At 57.3% G+C, this 15,778-nt stretch carries 15 protein-coding genes; 3 read left to right on the top strand and 12 right to left on the bottom strand.

Going from position 1 to position 15,778, the window contains the following annotated elements; translation table 11 throughout:
* Positions 1-209: 209 nt before the first annotated feature.
* The 4 genes from ACJMK0_RS07460 to ACJMK0_RS07445 all read right to left on the bottom strand — a co-directional run bounded on the left by ACJMK0_RS07460 (position 210) and on the right by ACJMK0_RS07445 (position 2,252).
* A complete protein-coding gene (locus ACJMK0_RS07460) occupies positions 210-497 on the bottom strand; it encodes a type II toxin-antitoxin system RelE/ParE family toxin (RefSeq protein WP_405236979.1) in 288 nt (95 codons plus the stop codon).
* Positions 484-669: a hypothetical protein gene (locus ACJMK0_RS07455; RefSeq protein ID WP_405236977.1), complete on the bottom strand. Its 186-nt coding sequence runs from the start codon at positions 667-669 to the stop codon at positions 484-486. Before ACJMK0_RS07455 ends, ACJMK0_RS07460 begins: the two co-directional genes overlap by 14 nt.
* Before the next feature lie 364 nt (positions 670-1,033).
* Positions 1,034-1,714, bottom strand: a complete 681-nt coding sequence (locus ACJMK0_RS07450) for a tetratricopeptide repeat protein (RefSeq protein ID WP_405236975.1) — start codon at positions 1,712-1,714, stop codon at positions 1,034-1,036.
* Between the two features lie 196 nt (positions 1,715-1,910).
* Positions 1,911-2,252: a hypothetical protein gene (locus ACJMK0_RS07445; RefSeq protein ID WP_405236973.1), complete on the bottom strand. Its 342-nt coding sequence runs from the start codon at positions 2,250-2,252 to the stop codon at positions 1,911-1,913.
* Between the two features lie 260 nt (positions 2,253-2,512).
* Between ACJMK0_RS07445 and ACJMK0_RS07440 the strand changes: the two genes are divergently transcribed.
* Entirely contained in the window at positions 2,513-3,346 is an 834-nt protein-coding gene (locus ACJMK0_RS07440; protein ID WP_405236971.1) for a HEAT repeat domain-containing protein, read from the top strand.
* Positions 3,347-3,381: 35 nt separating this feature from the next.
* On the opposite strand, the gene ACJMK0_RS07435 is transcribed toward ACJMK0_RS07440, so the two are convergent.
* On the bottom strand, positions 3,382-3,627 hold the full coding sequence (locus ACJMK0_RS07435) for a hypothetical protein (protein ID WP_405236969.1): 246 nt from the start codon (positions 3,625-3,627) through the stop codon (positions 3,382-3,384).
* Positions 3,628-3,782: 155 nt separating this feature from the next.
* Here ACJMK0_RS07435 and ACJMK0_RS07430 point away from each other — a divergent pair, with 155 nt between their 5' ends.
* The gene (locus tag ACJMK0_RS07430; protein WP_405236967.1) at positions 3,783-4,247 is read left to right on the top strand and encodes a helix-turn-helix domain-containing protein; all 465 of its coding nucleotides are present in this window, start codon (positions 3,783-3,785) and stop codon (positions 4,245-4,247) included.
* 207 nt (positions 4,248-4,454) lie between these two features.
* On the opposite strand, the gene ACJMK0_RS07425 is transcribed toward ACJMK0_RS07430, so the two are convergent.
* From ACJMK0_RS07425 to ACJMK0_RS07415, 3 genes are all read right to left on the bottom strand, one after another.
* On the bottom strand, positions 4,455-5,375 hold the full coding sequence (locus ACJMK0_RS07425; RefSeq protein ID WP_405236965.1) for a nucleotidyl transferase AbiEii/AbiGii toxin family protein: 921 nt from the start codon (positions 5,373-5,375) through the stop codon (positions 4,455-4,457).
* On the bottom strand, positions 5,362-6,201 hold the full coding sequence (locus tag ACJMK0_RS07420) for a type IV toxin-antitoxin system AbiEi family antitoxin domain-containing protein (RefSeq protein WP_405236963.1): 840 nt from the start codon (positions 6,199-6,201) through the stop codon (positions 5,362-5,364). Before ACJMK0_RS07420 ends, ACJMK0_RS07425 begins: the two co-directional genes overlap by 14 nt.
* A gap of 62 nt (positions 6,202-6,263) precedes the next feature.
* Positions 6,264-6,545 carry a hypothetical protein gene (locus ACJMK0_RS07415; RefSeq protein WP_405236961.1) on the bottom strand — a complete coding sequence of 94 codons (282 nt, stop codon included), beginning with the start codon at positions 6,543-6,545 and terminating at the stop codon, positions 6,264-6,266.
* Between the two features lie 73 nt (positions 6,546-6,618).
* Between ACJMK0_RS07415 and ACJMK0_RS07410 the strand changes: the two genes are divergently transcribed.
* Positions 6,619-6,834 (top strand): hypothetical protein, encoded by a 216-nt coding sequence (locus ACJMK0_RS07410; protein ID WP_405236959.1) that lies wholly within the window; start codon positions 6,619-6,621, stop codon positions 6,832-6,834.
* 16 nt (positions 6,835-6,850) lie between these two features.
* Here the strand turns inward: ACJMK0_RS07410 and ACJMK0_RS07405 are convergent, their stop codons facing one another.
* The 4 genes from ACJMK0_RS07405 to ACJMK0_RS07390 all read right to left on the bottom strand — a co-directional run bounded on the left by ACJMK0_RS07405 (position 6,851) and on the right by ACJMK0_RS07390 (position 15,434).
* Positions 6,851-7,327, bottom strand: coding sequence for an SMI1/KNR4 family protein (locus tag ACJMK0_RS07405; protein WP_405236957.1), 477 nt, complete (start codon positions 7,325-7,327; stop codon positions 6,851-6,853).
* Entirely contained in the window at positions 7,324-7,467 is a 144-nt protein-coding gene (locus ACJMK0_RS07400) for an HNH endonuclease (protein WP_405237918.1), read from the bottom strand. The genes ACJMK0_RS07405 and ACJMK0_RS07400 overlap by 4 nt, the downstream gene beginning before the upstream one ends.
* A 264-nt stretch (positions 7,468-7,731) precedes the next feature.
* Complete coding sequence (locus ACJMK0_RS07395) at positions 7,732-8,436, bottom strand: hypothetical protein (protein ID WP_405236955.1); 705 nt, start codon at positions 8,434-8,436, stop codon at positions 7,732-7,734.
* A gap of 668 nt (positions 8,437-9,104) precedes the next feature.
* A complete protein-coding gene (locus ACJMK0_RS07390) occupies positions 9,105-15,434 on the bottom strand; it encodes an FG-GAP-like repeat-containing protein (protein ID WP_405236953.1) in 6,330 nt (2,109 codons plus the stop codon).
* Positions 15,435-15,778 lie beyond the last annotated feature (344 nt).

The raw sequence follows: 15,778 nt of genomic DNA, 5'->3' as shown, positions 1-15,778 counted from the left end.
CTAATTGCGAAAAGTTGGCGCGCCCGGAGAGATTCGAACTCCCGACCGCCTGGTTCGTAGCTACCTAAGCTATTGTAAGTACTTGAAAAATCACGCCTGAAAGACGGCGCCCGTTGACCAGATTTCAGTACCTTGCACGACCCTGCACAGCTGATGTCGGAATTTTGTCGGAAACGCCCAGGTGGTCATTCCAACAGCTCTTGTCTCCTTCAAAGCCAGTCATCGATATCTTGCTGGCCCAGAATCCTCATGATCTCGACTGTACTGCCAACGATGCGGTAATAGATGCTGTCGACGCCGCAGACACTACGTCGGTAACCGCTGCGAATTTCGTCAACGGCCTGGTACTGGTATGGCTGCACCGCAAGCTCGTCGAAGCGCTCGAAAAACGCATCAAAATATCGATCAGCCTGCTCCTCGCCAAACTCAAGGACGCCGCGTCGGTAGATTCGCTGCAAATCTGCTTTCGCGTCTTCATTAATCCTATAGTTCGCCATTGCGCCGCAACTCTTCCCTTATTTCGGCGCGTATCTCGTCGCGGGTCATTTCCGTGAAGCCGCTTTGCTCAGCCTGGATCAGTCGGGCACGAATCCCTTCGATCTCCCGAGCTTTGCGGATGAGATCATTCACGGCTTCGCTGTTGCTCTTGTATTCCTGCTCGATGTTCACCTTTCTATCGAGCCACTCGGAGTTCGGGTTGGTAAATGAAATACTCTGTCTCGACATCGCTGTCCCTCAGTCCTTCCAATTTGGTGCAATATTACACCATAATTGCACCAACTAATAGATCAAAACCTCGCTGTTTAATGATTTGTACAGAAGCCTGACGCGCGATTTGCATTGAGTCTGCACCCGGATCATCTGTTCCAAGCGACTGAGGCAGAACGTCTAGTTGGCGAGCCATCCAGGTCCATCGACGATGCAAATATTCGGTGAATTCGGCTCAGTATTCTGTGCAATCCAACAGTTAGGGGTATCGAAGAAGGAACTGGGCCGGGCAATCTCCTGACCCGAAATCCGGGTTACCAGCACGTTACATCTCTTCCGTTCGTCGCACGATTTCGTTCGCTATCTGCCGGAGTTCATTCTCATCGAAAACGAACTCCGACAATATTCGATCGCGCGGCAGGTGATTGGCGCGCTCGACCAGAAATTCGGGGTAGTGCCGATAGTAGAACGCGTAGAAAGTCCAGTACTCCTCTGCCATCTCGGCGTTCTTCTCAACATCCAAAAGCCCGAACCAATGGGCCGCAAACAGAATAAAATTGGCGAGTCTGTCTCCCCTTTCGGCGGCGAACCGCAACCAGCGAAGGCCACACTCTTTGGAGGATGTGGTACCGAGCCCATTGAGATTCGCCAGCCCCAAGATCAACCCTGCCGTGCCATAGTCCTCCGCGACAGCCGCCTTGAGTAAAGTCAGTGCCTCGTCGAACCGGGCCGACTCTTGCTTCTCCAACAAGATCAGGGCCGCCAGACTTGTTTGCGCAGCTGGGAGGCCGGTAGACGCACTTTTTTCCAGCCAGCGCTCTGCAATGTCGACGTCCCTTGTACGGCCGGTTCCCTTCAGGTAGCACATCGCTAGCTCAAGTTGGGCCTGTGCGTCGCCTGCTTTCGCTCTCTCTTCCGCAGCATCACAGAGTTCCGCAAAGGTAGGCGCCGCCGCTACAGTGCTGCATACGCCAGCCAGGACGATAAACAAGATAAATGCTTTCATTTCTTGATGTTCACGGAATCTTCAGCGGCGGGCTCAATGTCCGTCAGCCACTGACTGCATCGGTTCGACCAAATCTTCGACAATACTTCGGCCGGCTTAGCCGTCCGGCGTCGCGAGTCGAAAGGTCCGGAATTAGGGTGGAAGCAGACCGACTCCGCTCGCGGATATCTACCCTCAAACAGTCGGGAATCGGCCACTACCGGAATCTATGGTTCGCTTGATCAGAGAAAAGCAGATACTGCGCTCGTTTGGGAGTCAGGCCGAAATCGCCTTTCTGGTAGCGTTCCCATCCGCGGTCAGTGAGCCCGACTTGCGGCCATAGCCACTCATGCTTGTTGAAAATCCGTTCAATGGCTTTACCGCCTTCTATATCATCGAATTTTCGTACCTCGTCCCCTTCCACTTCTTCGAAGATAAAAATGTCTTTACTGCCAAGCAGTTCTCGAAGGATGGCAAGCACGTCGACCTCGTCGAAATTCCAGACGGAAAGGCTTGAGACTATCTCACCGAACCCACTCTCTTCACGTGCGTAGGTCATGATGAGGTAGGTCAGGTCCCGTCGACTCAATCTCGGGTCTGTGTGGCCTCGGCGGCTTGGGAAGTCCATCGGAGAAGTCGGATCGAGCTACTCGTGCGAATCGCGATCGTCGCCTTCGGGTCGACTCCGGAAATCATACCTCAGATGCGCGAAATGGTCGCTTTCCTGCGGAAAGGAGACATTGCGCTCGATTTTTTTGACACGACTGGGCGATCGGATCTAGCGTTCCTGGTGGATCACCTTCAATGAGATAACGTGCCATGCGCCTGGCGTCCGTTTGCACAGCCCTTCTGTTCGCTTTCTCTCAAACGCCAACTCAGGCCAGTCCCGCGAAATGGGGCCCTACCCCGGAGGAAGAACTCCAAGTTGAGGGTATCGCGATCGACGATGGTTCTTTGGCGTCTTTGGCGATCACCGCATCGCTCGATGCAAATACGAGACGCCTGGTCATTCTCGCCCTGGCACGGAAAGGCGATCCCGCTCAGGTTGGGCTGCTCACCTCTCTTTTAACAGACTCTGACGCGTCTATCCGCGGGGCAGTGGCCCAGGGCCTCGGCCATCTCCGCGCGACGTCTGCCGTCCCTGATCTGCAAGCCACGGCGAAAGCTGATCCTGACGACGAGGTAAGACAGCTCGCTGTTGGCGCAATAGGGACGATCGGTGGCGCAAGTGCCGCTGATGCTTTACTGGCTATCGCGTCAGATGCCGCACTCGACCAGCAATTGCGAATCGACGCACTCGGATTCTTGGCAGGCGGCGCACCTCTCTTGAGCCTCCAGAACGACGAGCGATTAGTCGAGCTTATCCGAGATGGGAACCGGTCCATTAGGACGCTGGCGGCCGTGGCGTTGAGCAAGACCCAGGATCCTTCCGCTGTACCTGTGCTCGTTGAGTCTGCGCTCCATCCGGCTACGGAGGAATGGATGCGGGACCACGCAATTCGTAGCCTGGAGGACATGATCGAGAGCCTTGATACCGGCTACATCGGAGAATTCGGGCAAGCCGCCAGAGGCGAAGCCCGGTCGGAAGCGTTGGCCAATTTGGCGCACTGGTGGGAGAAGAACAGAGCGACCTACGTGACGGATGGGAATTGAGTGGGAGTTCGCCACTTACAACGGCAATGCGTCAATCAATGGGCCTTTCGGCAGGCGTAGCAGCCGTCCGTGTAGTAGCGCACCTCGTAGTCGGTGGTGCTGGCGTTCACAGAGAAGCGGTGCACCACCCGCTCGAGATCTTTTCGGCCGGTGGCAGCGCTTGAGTAGTAGTAGTGTTTTTGCAGGCTGCGGCCGTTGAGCCCTGGACCGCTGTCCTCGTAATCGAGGAGGCCCAGGCCCTTGTCGCCGGCGGGATTGTCGTAGTGCCAGGCGCCGACCACCGTCGAGCCGACCCGGCGCTCGATCCTCCGTCCCAGGGCGTCGTCGGCGAGGTAACGGGTACATTGCGGACAAAAGGAGTAGTCGCAAGGAGATTTCGGATATTGCGATTATTGCGAATATTTCGTATATTTCCCTCTCTCGAGGAGGGAACGCTATGACCATGTCATCGAGCTATGCCGAGCAAATCAGCGATCGCCTGCCGTCTGAGAGCGAAAGGGTCGCCGCGAACCAGCTTCGGCGAATTCTTGCGGCGGACAGGGAAGCTGGTGATGGCCAGCGGCTCAAGATCGTCGATGAATCCGGCAAATCCCACGAGATCATCCTCGCCCCGGCGCTCTCGAATCTGCTGATGTCGCTACTCGAGCACATCGAGTCGGGCGATGCGGTCACCCTTGTGCCGGTCGAGCAGCGGCTCACCACCCAGCAGGCCGCTGACCTCCTCAACGTCTCGCGTCCTTACCTGGTCGGGATGCTCGAGAAAGGCAAGATTCCGTTCGAGCGGGTTGGCCGGCATCGCCGGATCAGGGCCGAGGATCTGTTCGCCTACAAGAAATCCCGGGATGCCAAGAGGGAAGCGGCCCTGCAGGAGCTCACGGATCTCGACTCCGAGCTCATCTGATCGGTGTTCGCGAACCGCTTTACCGCGTTCGTGGACACCTGTGTTATTGATTTGTACAGAAAACTGACCCGCGATTTGCATTGAGTCTTCACCCGGATCATCTGTTCCAAGTGACTGAGGCAGAACGTCTAGTTGGCGAACCATCCCGGTCCATCGACGATGCAAATATTCGGTGAATTCGGCTCAGTATTCGGCGCAATTCAACACTCATGCCCCCAGCAAATCCTCGAGCTCCCTGACGATCTCCGACCGAGTATCGCGTCCGGCGCGCTCAAGGTTAATCTGTCGCCAGCGGACGGCCGGCAGATCCGCAACGCCCTCCTCGCCTATCAAAGCCCAGTCGGGCTCGCCGCGGAAGAAAGAGACAAGGAACTGCCGGTGGACGGGCGGCATACCTTCAAGCAGCTGGGTGACAAGCGCCTCATGCGCCGCAATAAGCCGGTCCAGCGGAGGATCTTCGGCGGTCATCCCCGTGAAGTTGTTGTTGTAGTCATGCTGAATATCACGGCACGGCAATCGGAGAAGCCGTTGCGGGGTCCTGTCGTGGCTGATCATGTAGACAATGACGGCCGTCCGGAGCGCATCCGTGATTCCCTCGTTATCGAGCAGCTGATGAACGTCAAACAGGTCTCGGGGATGCTGCCGGTCCAGAGCCGCCAGAATCTTGCCGGCAAAGAGATCCGGAAACGGGAGCACGCTCATCTCCGCGAAGCCGAAGGCGTCTTCCGTCTTTGGCGACACAGACATTAGCTTCGGCTCGTACAGAGATCCGCGTAGCACCGGAGAGACTTCAATCTTGATCTGCACACGATCCCGGGTGCGTATAACAAGCTTGTTGATTGTGTCCTGAGTAGCCGGCGCGGACTTCGTGATGGTCACGCGATCCTCAGCCGCCTCTATATGACGTGCGATGCGCTTTAAAGCCGCATCGATATCGGCGAGCGCCTCCTTGCGATCCGCAAGCGGCAAGTAGGTAAGGTCGATATCGACGGAAAGTCGCGGCAGGTCGCGATAAAAGAGGTTGATCGCCGTGCCGCCTTTGAGAGCGAAGCAATCCTCTTCGGCAACGTGCGGGAGTGTCCGCACAAGAAGCTCAACCTGGCGGCGATAAACATCACTGAAGGCCATGGAGGGCCTCCGGGACCGTGATGTTGTAGACAGGATCGAGCTTGCCACCCTTGACGAGCATACGTTTGCCTTTGCCGAGATCGATCGCACTCTTATCCAGATGGCTAAGCCAGCGGTGCCGATGGCGATCGGCGAAGAAAAAGAAGAGGCGCTTGACCTTGATGCTGCTTGCCTCCTCGAGCAGCTTCTGTAGCCGACGGGGGCTCAGCGAAGAAAGCCCTTCCATGAGCGCATCAGCGTGATCAAAGGTCTCGTTTTTGGGAAGCTCGTCCAGAAGCTCAAGGAAGGCGCGCTCGGGTGTGGACATCACGAGCGGCCACTTCCATGTGCCCCATGGCGTTAGTCGCAAGGCGCCAGGCAATGTCTTCTCGACCGCGTCAGATCGATCCGGTGAGAGACCGAGCTGGTCGGTATAGTCCGGTATCGGCGGCAAGAAACGCGTCCGGTTGTGAGATGTGAATTTCTGCTCGACCGGAAGCTTGCCGAGCCATCCGGGCAGTTTTTGATCGGCATAGAGATGGATTGTCTGTTGCCGGTGCGAGAGATAGTGGGCGTAGCCCTGCGTCTCCAGCGCCGTGCGACCGCCGACAGAGACTGGAAACTGCATCAGCGTCTGAAGCGATATGACGACCTGCTCCCAGCTCAGGGAACCGCGCCGCCGCCGGTAGACGCCGCGCGCCGGCTGCTCAAGCCAGCCGGCATTGAGGTACCGGCTACGGAGTGAGCCGTAATAGCCGTTTCGCTCCATCCAGGCAGCATCAACCAGCAGACCCTCCGGCAGGTCCTTCTCAAGCTGGTTTATCTTTTTGTACTTTTGCTCACTCATAGTGAACAAATTAGCAAATTCCCAAACCGACGGCTAGTTTAGAAATCCTCTCAAGAGTTCACTCACAGTGAAAAAATGCGAGGAAACGTAAACTCTGGCAATTTGAATTCTTGCCACAGACTCGCCACACAGTTGTAGATGCGATGCATCAGGAGGCTCGCATTGTTAACCTCGATGGTGGTCTTGAGCCCCTGGTAGGTGTAGCTCGTCGCCAGCACCGTCCCGTTCGCCTGGTCCTGCTCCTTCGCGGTCCGGCGTCCCGGTGCGTCGTAGCCAAGATAACGGGTACCCAGAAGCCCGGTCTCCCCCGCTCCCGGATCGGAGCCGCTGACGCCGCTCGCCAAGCCAGAGTTCCACTTCGGCTACGAGTTCACCTCAGGCGGCCATCAGCACTGGCGCACAATCCAGGACTGGGAAGTGCAGGCCGCGTATCTCCCCTACCAGCGCCGCTACCGCACGAAGCAGAAGGCGCTCGAGATGATGACCCGGGAGTACGGTCAGAAGATCCCGACCCGCAACCTCCATTTCATCATGGGCACCATGGCCAAGCGTCGCTGGCAGTTCATCCTCATCGGTCTGCTGCGATCAGGGCTCGATCCCGAGGAGCTCCGGAAGCAGGGGGATTTATTTTAAAGGTGTCGAGGGTCAACTACTTCTGATCGAGAGACTTCAAGAAATCTGGATCGATCCACGCGCTCTTTACTTGACCCGGCTTGAGCTCAACACTGCTCGGATCGAAAGGCGCAGGCAGCTCGATGAAGTGCGAGAAGCTGTCCGCTAATTTCGCATCCTTGTCTGGCTCTTCGTGGTCCCAGAAGAAGACGCCGCCTTTCTTTGAGATATCCAGGCAAACATAGTTGCCACCCTCAGCCCAAGCGATTGGTATGCGATCGTCGCTCAGGTTCTCGATGAAAGCGCATTCCTTCCGAACGCGGCGCAAAGGAATGAACTCGTTGACGCGAGATTCATTCGCATCAGCAATCGAGAAGATGTTCAAAGGCGGCCTCACGCCATCGTGATTTGCGACAAATTCTCGGTAGTCGTCAGGAAGGGAGACCCCGAGGTCCTGCTCAACCTCGCGGACCTCTTCCTGTGACAAACGACGTCCGCCCGAAATCTCTATCATTGACCGCCTCCATGCCGTATCACCGCAGCACCACCTGTATGGCGCGCAGCATTGTGAATATCCTGCGGGATTAGCTGCATCGTTCTGCCGTCTTCCACATGATGCCAAACGTATCCCGACGGAGTGCGATCCAACCCCACCGCTTTATTCGCCGCCAAAGTATCCTTCGCATAGTTCCCAGTCAAGCCATCAAGTTCGACCTGGGCTCTGGCATGCGGTGAAAAGCCCCGGAATCCCCTCTCGTTGAATTTTACTCCGGAGGGATGAGTCTGACCGGCGTACTGACTGTTGATCGGCTTCCCTCCGCCGACAGTTGCCACTCCACTGTTTGGGACGAAAACGGAATGGCTCTCTATCGGTGAAAACTGACACGTGGAAGTCGATTAAAAGCAGGGAGCGCGCGCCTAGCTCCATTGACCAACGATATTGGAGTATTCGACGTAGTTTCTCGCGCGCCCAGCCTCGGCACTGACCTGTCGCGATGAGAAGATGCCTTCGGTTGTCTCGCACAGCTCATCGAGCTTTGCTGCCTGCTTCTTCCAGCCCTCAGCCGTCTCGAAGAACTTGAACAAATGGCACTTGCCTAGCCGTTCGGACGATAGCGCGTTGGCCGACAGCTTGGTAATGTCTACACCGTGCTCTTGCAACAAAGACTCAGACGCCATCGTGTACCAGTAGAGACCCGGCAGATACTTCCTGATGTCGCGCCCCACCCAACTCTCGACATCGTTCTCACCGATCCTCTGGTACAAGCGATTTCGATGCTCATACTCGCTCTCGTCAGCCGCAAGAGCGAAGGGCACCTCCACAGATGCCATCAATTCGAAGAACCGCTTTAGGATTGCATCCGATGGCGGCACCGAGCAGTAGACCGTAAAACGAGCCGGCCGCTCTCCCGCAGTGAATATCTGATACGACCATTCGTCGGCGAACAGGAAAAATCCGCCTGGGTGGCTTCGAACAAACTCTGAAAACAGTTCCGCGTCGTCTACGCTGTTAGCCCGGCTACCAGGCTTCTCCTCGTCGCCGAAGTACTGAGGCTTAATCGGAGCAGGTAGGCTTGCGAGAGCATTCAACAACTCCGCGAGACGCTCCTTATCGAAAGACACCCTAACTTCCACCATGTCGACTCTTCTCGTCATTGCGGCCCAAGATCACTACGACGAATAATCGTGTCGAACGCATCCTCGGCTTGTCGGGTAACGTGAGTGTTCTGTCCTGTCACAAGAACCGACTGCCGTCCTGAAACCGCAGCTGCATCAGTCTGTATTCGCACCTGCCTTGTACACGATACGGTGATGCAATCCTTGATCTCAACCGACAGATCATTCGTCAACGCATCCGGAACCGAATTGCCCTCGGCCGTGCTTACTCGACGACTGTTCTTATTAAGACCAAGGTCGTCAAGAACACGGGCTTCAGAAGCTCGACCCCTCGCTGTTGCGTTTGGGACTACAGCGCAGCGTTAGAAAAACTCAAGATCGCCGACGATCACATCTCCCCGACACACGAGGAGCTTGGGTCGTTCTGATACCACATGCTCTTCGAATTGATCAGACATTATCCGCAATTCGACCTCTCGGTCCTCTCCGCGATGCCACGGCAGGTCACCAGTGATCTTGAGCTCAGCCATCCACGCTGACGATCCTTCTTCGCTAGTCCTTAATTCGACCCGCAGCTTCGGCTGCGTAAGCCCCGCCTTGGGTACAACCTCCGCATCTTCCCGAAGACGGACACGAGCTGATAATGCGTTACCTGTCATGAGCCACTTAACCTCTCAGCATCCGACAGTGCACAGAGATCTTATCGCGGAAAGATCACTTGAGGGTATCGTGATTGCTGACCCGTTCGGTATGTCGGAAAACGGAGTTCTGCTTGCATTGTCGATTACCGATCGCGGAGCACTACCCCTGATGATCGTCTGATTACCACCGAAAAACTCTGAGAATCGTTGTCGCAATAGCTTGGCATCGTCTAGGTTGTCTAGGAACTGTTTGCCTTCAAATTGCCCGGGTACGGTTCTAAACTGACCCGTCGTAGCGATGTCGGCAAGCTCCGCATCATCGACGACTCGAAATACGTAGACTGCATCATCTGGGACATCCCTATGCTTTCCTAAGAGTCGCTTCGCCCAGCTTACTGCTCCACTGGCTGCATCGCCAACCACTCGCTCCACAAACAGTCGACAAGCACGATAGACAGTACAAGCGAGCGATGCCGTGGCGACTGCGGCGCCTCCATACCGTCCTTCTTGTACCGCCGTTCTGAGGGCATCCGCGTCGCGAATCGGCGCAAGAATGAGTTCATCAACACTATTGTAAACGAGATCTTCGAAGAATCGCCTGAGATTCTCCCGCTGCATCTCGTCCGCGGTGGGCCAATAGACCTGCCCCTGAGTACTGTTGAGTATCCACGGCGGCTGATCTTCCCAACCCGACGCCACCAAGGAGTTGAATCCTGGCGTCCGCGGCACGCCCGCCTGCCCATAGCACCCTGTCGGCGCTACAAAACAGCCCTTCGGTGGGGGCTTTCTCTTACCACTACCGAATATGAAATTTCGAATGGTCCGTATTACCCCCACACAGACAATTCCGTCGGGGCCGAAACACGGAAAAAACCCACTCGGATCCGTAAAGCTCATTGGCCGGTTATAGACGTAGCTGTAGCGATTGAACGCCTGCGTGAGGCCGGGATCCGGGATGAAGGGATCGGCCGACAGGAACCGACCGGTCTTGGCATCGGCGATACGCCCATTCATGTGGATCAGGCTACCCTGCTCCAGATTCGTGTGACCGGTATAGCCGCGTTGGGTCACACCGGCGATCTTGTTCAGATCCAGAGATGAGGGCGGCCCGCTCCAGTCGTTGGGATCACGCCGCTCACCGAAGGCCGAGAAACTCTCTCCGACCAGCAGCGCACCGCTGGCCGTGGTCACCGCATCGATGCTGCCGAGATGATCGGTGAGAAAGTATTCGGTGGTGATGCTGCCGCTGGTCGGCCGGGTATAGAGCGCCACCGGGCGGCCTCCCACTTGGATGTGGTGGCGGTACTCGGTTACCGAGCCAAGTGTGCGTTTCTCCAGGAGCCCACCGATCAGAACCGTCGTCTCGGTGGTCCCTCCGTTCTTGTAGACCTGTTGGTAGCGCTGGCGGTCGGGGCCGTAGGAGAACTCGTGGTAGACGCCGGATGAGTGATTCACCCGTTTCGGGTAGTTGTAGCTGGTCCAGGTGACGCTCTGGCCGTTTCGGCTGGTCTGGTTGCCGTTGGCGTCGTAGCCGTACACATTGCCGGCGGCATTGGTGACGGCATGCTTCTTCGAGGCGTGATAGGACCACGTACCGCCTCCCATATCGCTCTTGTAGGTGATGTTGCCGAGGAGATCGTAGGAGAGATCGAGATTCTGGGTGCCGTTTCTGAGCGAACGGTCGAGACGGTGCAGATTGTCGTACTCGAAGTCCTCGGTCAGCGTCCGGTTCACATCCTTGCGCTGCGTGAGATTACCGACCCGATCCCACTGATACTCGAGATTCTGGCGCAGCGTGCCACCACCCGGCCCGGTCTCGATGTGGTCGAGCCAGCCGGTGACCGGATCATAGCCCCGGATCGTCCGCAGACCGTTGCCGAGGGTCTCGTCGACCACATTGCCACGGGCATCGGTCGCCGCGGCCTCCCAGAACACCGTGCTCGAGGCGTTGAAGTCGGAGATCTTCTTCAGATAGCCGTTCTGGTAGTCATACCGGAGCTTCAGCCGATAGCCGCCGGTGCTTGCTGGATAGGTCAGCGACTCGAGAAGGCCCGTAGTCGACGAGTACCCGTAGTCGGTGAGGTAATTGCTTCCGACGGTGGTCGTTCGCCGAGAGAGACGTCCCACCGAATCGTAGGTATAGGACTCCGAGTAGCCCGGTGATGAGACGGAGGCGAGCTGCCCGATGTTCTTCGCCGCCGCCGAGGTACCCCACGTCCATGTCGTCGCGCCCTCAGGCTCGGTGCGTGATACTGGCCTGGACAACTTGTCATAGGACATGCTGAAGGACTGCGACTTCGCATCACTGTACCCGACCATTTCGCCAAGGGCATTGGGCGTGTAGGACCAGGCACCCATATTCATATCGGTGGAGGTGCGCCGGAAGGCATCGAGGCCGTAGTCGTAGCTCAGCGAGAGGTGCTGATTGCCAAGACTGTCCTGCACTCTCGCAAGACTGCCAAACGCATCATAGTCGAATCGTTGATAATAGCCGGCGTGGTCGATCGAGCGCACCAGATTGCCGACCACATTTTCGACCCGGCGGGAGATCTTGCCCTCCGCGTCGATGATGCGCGTTGAAAGGCCTTCATAGAAGATCTGCGTCGTCTGCTGCGTCGAATTGCTGGCACTGATCGGTCGAGAGAGGTTGGTAACCCGACCGAGTACGTCATACTGCATTGTCCGCAAATAGCTACTACCGGTACTCGGCGTTGTCTGAATGGTGACTCGACCCTGGGCGTCGTAGAAGCTCCGGGTCATCGACGCGGCACCCGACATGAGCTCAACCTCTGTCTGGACCGGCCGATCAAAGCGGTCGAGGAAAACGTCGGTGAACTGAATGTCGGAGCCGCCAGTGGACTTCTTGACACGGCGGAGTTTCGTGACGACGCGGTTAAAACTGCTCCCGCAGTAGTTGTCGCCGCTACTGCACGACTCAATGATGCTCTCGGTGTAAGTCTGATCCGGGCGTGTTTCCCGGATGGGCCTCGCGAAATCATCGTAATCCCACGTTGTCGTGAGCCCATTGGGATCTGTCTCGGACGTCTGGACGCCCCTGGCATAGTCCCAGGCGAGTGTCGTGGTCTGCCCGAGGGCGTTGGTAATGCTGACCGGCAACGTCCCTTTGGCACCCCACCCCGTCGTGGTCGTGCGACTCGGCATACCAATACCGGTCACGGTCTCAGCAATGACATTGCCGTAACCGTCATAGCTGATTGCGCGGGTGACCTTGTAGCTCGCGCTGGAGGGCTCCACCACTTCCTGTGTCAGGCGACAGTAATTCGCCTGATCCCAGACATGAGAAATCGTCCGGGTGATCTGATTTCCGTAGCTTTGATTGTGCGAATTGATGAGCTGCGTCTGCGACGGCTTGCCGATACACCAGTTCGTGAAGTTATGGCTGATGCCTCTGAGAACGACGCGTTCGGTGTAGCTTGCGCCCGACTGGACGCCGTTGGCGGTCGAGGGCTCCGTCGTCGTGACGGTCGTGTCGTAGACGGTACCAAGCGAATCGACGAGGTGACTGGTGGTCGTCATTCGCTTCTGATCACCCTTGTAGGTGCCGGCGACCTCGTAATCACGGATCGTCGATTGATAGAGGTAGGGGAGCTTATAGGTCTGAAAACCACTCCCAGCGGATTTCAATGCCCACGTATAGTCCTCGCGTCGTATCAGGGTCGAGTCTGATAGCCGAACCTGGCGATCATACAAGCGCCCGTAGTAGGGGAAGTTGCGCTTATAAAGCTCCGTCGTCGTCACGCCGTAGCGGCTGTCGGTAACAGCGCGCTTGCGAAACCCGACGAGTTCACGGCCTTCTACGTTGAAGTGTGCGCCGTCGTAGCTATAAGTTTCGGTATAGGTTGAGCCAATGCCGTCGTTTCGGGTCACGGTATCGACGACATAGACGGGACCGATGTAGTCCTTATACGGCAGCGCCGCATCGGTACGTTTCGTATAGGCACCCTGGGTGATGGGCGTGTAATCGAAGGTCACCACATTCGCGTGACCGTCCGTGATGGTCTTCAGCAAATCCGCCTTGACGCCGGCCCTCGCACGGTGCGCAAAGACGTTGTTAGAGCGGACATAGCCGATATCCACCAGGCCGTCGCCGTTGACATCGATCGGGTAGGTAGACTGTGCGCCAGCCGTAGAGAGGCCGGTATTGACGGGGGTGGCGAATGACTCCCCTTGGGAACGAAAATAATACCATGTCCCCGTCGAGGTATTCGGCAATACCAGATCTTCGAAGCCGTCTCCGTCCCAATCCGTTACGATCGCGTTAGACAATTCCAGGGAGCCCAGCGATTGCACAGTTTGAATCGGCTGAAAGTTCTTGCCAGTGCTAATCGCGTAAGCGAGTGTTCCGCCCGATAAACCGGTCTCGAAGACCAGGTCAGAATATCCATCGCCATTTATATCGATGGACCGGGCGTTTTCGAAATAGGCTCCGATATTGATGTTGCCGGCACCGCCACCCGACAACACAAAGCTGAAATAGTAGTAGCCACCGTAGTAGGGAGAGCGGCCTAAGATGGGAACGTCAGCATTGCCGTCGCCATTAGCGTCGAATCGGTTAACTCGACTCCTCGTAACCGTGTCTTCAAAGAGTGTGGGCCCCGGTAATTGAATCGAACCGGAGCCAGAATAGAGCGTGGTTACAGAAGGGGAGAATCCGGTTGTGCTCAGCCTGTACCGTACCTGAATCTTGGGCCCCGAAGACGACGTGCCGATATTTTCGCCCCAGACAAGATCCTCTCGCCCATCTCCATCCATGTCGAGGGCGATCGCGTTACCTGCCGTACTGGAGACCGGTGCGCCGGTGTCGATGGGTGATTGCAATCCGCTTGCCGACCCACGGATCGCCCACCAGGTCCCGCCGCTATAAGGAACGAGAATGTCCTCGTTTCCATCCGTGTCGTAGTCGATCACGATGGCGCGGTCGTGACCGACGCTCGAGATGCCACTGTTGACCGCCCCGGCATAGCCGCTGCCGCCATTGGAAAGGCGATATCGCCAAGTCCCACCGCTCGCCGTGGAGGGATAGGCGAGATCCGTGAATCCGTCTCCGTCGAGATCCAGCAATAACGGCTTTGTGCCGCTCGGTATGACGGTCCCGGTGTACACCTCGGAGGCCAGGCCCAAGGTGCCGTTCTGGTAGGAGAAGTTGAGCGGGTCGAAGCAGACCAGAGGCGCTCCCGCGCACTCCGTGACCGAGGCGAGCCGGCTTCTCCCCGCATTCGATAAGCTGCCTTCGTAGGTCAGATCGTAGCGTCTGACCAGCTCATCAGGGGAGGCATCCAGGTAGAGCACATCGATACGATTCAGCCGTTTGACATCGACCACTTTTCCGCCGCTGACGTACCCTGTATCGACGTCACCGCTCGGCTGAGTTTCATAGACGAAATTGATCGAATAGCCGGCGGCGAGCCCCTGTCCGGGATTACTCCGGTAGCGGATAGTCGAGATTCTAAAGCCGCCGAGCGGCGCGCCGTCTTCCTGATAATCGAACAGGATCTCGTTACCCGCACGGTCGCGGATCTTGTTGATAGCCCAGGTATGTGCGGTCGTCGTGTAGCCGCTCGCCAGCGACTCAATACGGGAATTCGTGGAATTGCCGTATTCGTAGATCAGACCGTTCTTCTGCTCGACGGTGAAGGAAGCCGGCCCGTTGCCCGCAGTGCCGACTGCCTTGACCCGGGCGACGGTGTCGAGTTCGGTACGATAGGTGGATCCGGAGACGCCGTAGCTACCGGAAACGAGGCGCAATTGGTTGCCGTCCAGGCAGAAACGGTCCGAAAGCTTGAGTTCAACGCCATTCGACACGCCGTCCTGGGCCACCGTCTTGGCACAGCGCTGAATCGCAGAAAGGCCCGAGATCGACCAGCCGACACTCGCCAGACCCTCCGCCTGGCGATGGCCGTAGACGAGGGCGACTTCCGGCGTCAGATCATTGACCCCGGGTGGCGTGAATACGGGAATGGAATAGTTGGCCTCTCCCGTAATCGACACACTGGACTGGCCGAGAGTCCGCCCGATGGGCGCACCGGGCGTGCCGGAAGAGCTTCCTCCACCACCACCGCCCCCGCCGCCACCTCCGCCGGAAGCCTGGACGACCACAACCACCGGCTCGGTGTAGAGATAGTTGCAGCTGCCCATGAAGCACAGCTGAAAACGCACGCGGTAGCTATAGCTGCCATCCGGCTTGTTGCTGAAGGACTTCGAAGAGCCGGTTCCCGAATAGACGACCGCGTAGGCCCCAGAATTGAACTTCTCCTGCAAGTCATAGAGGAGCGCGTTCGGATTGTTCCAGGAGACGGTATAGCTGCCGGTGCTTGTCGCCGGAGCAGTCAGCCCGAGATCCATATGGGTCGTGCCGCCGTGATCGGCGAACGCGGTACTAGCGGCGAGGAGTAGACCCGATAACCGTACGAATCTGCTCAGATAACCCCAAAGACGACTATGACCGTACGGCATCGTGTCGACCTCCATGTCTAGGTGGGTGGGGGTCGCTGACGTGACCGCGACGGCGAGTATTTCGATGGGCTCCTCAGGAGCCGGAAAGTTGCCCCGAACGCAAGGCGAGGCGGGAAACGCAGGGAGACTAAGGGGCGCAGAACAGATCCGGACGAAAATGCGTAACGGAATGGCACCTCGATTAGCGGCGGACAGGAGTCCGCTACGGTGCAGCTCGTTGAGATCATGCTGGA

This window comes from Lentisalinibacter orientalis (assembly GCF_040706535.1).
GTDB classification, from domain to species: domain Bacteria; phylum Pseudomonadota; class Gammaproteobacteria; order Steroidobacterales; family Woeseiaceae; genus Lentisalinibacter; species Lentisalinibacter orientalis.
The sequence above is the reverse complement of the archived record's forward strand: the minus strand, read 5'-3'. Positions and strand labels throughout refer to the sequence as shown.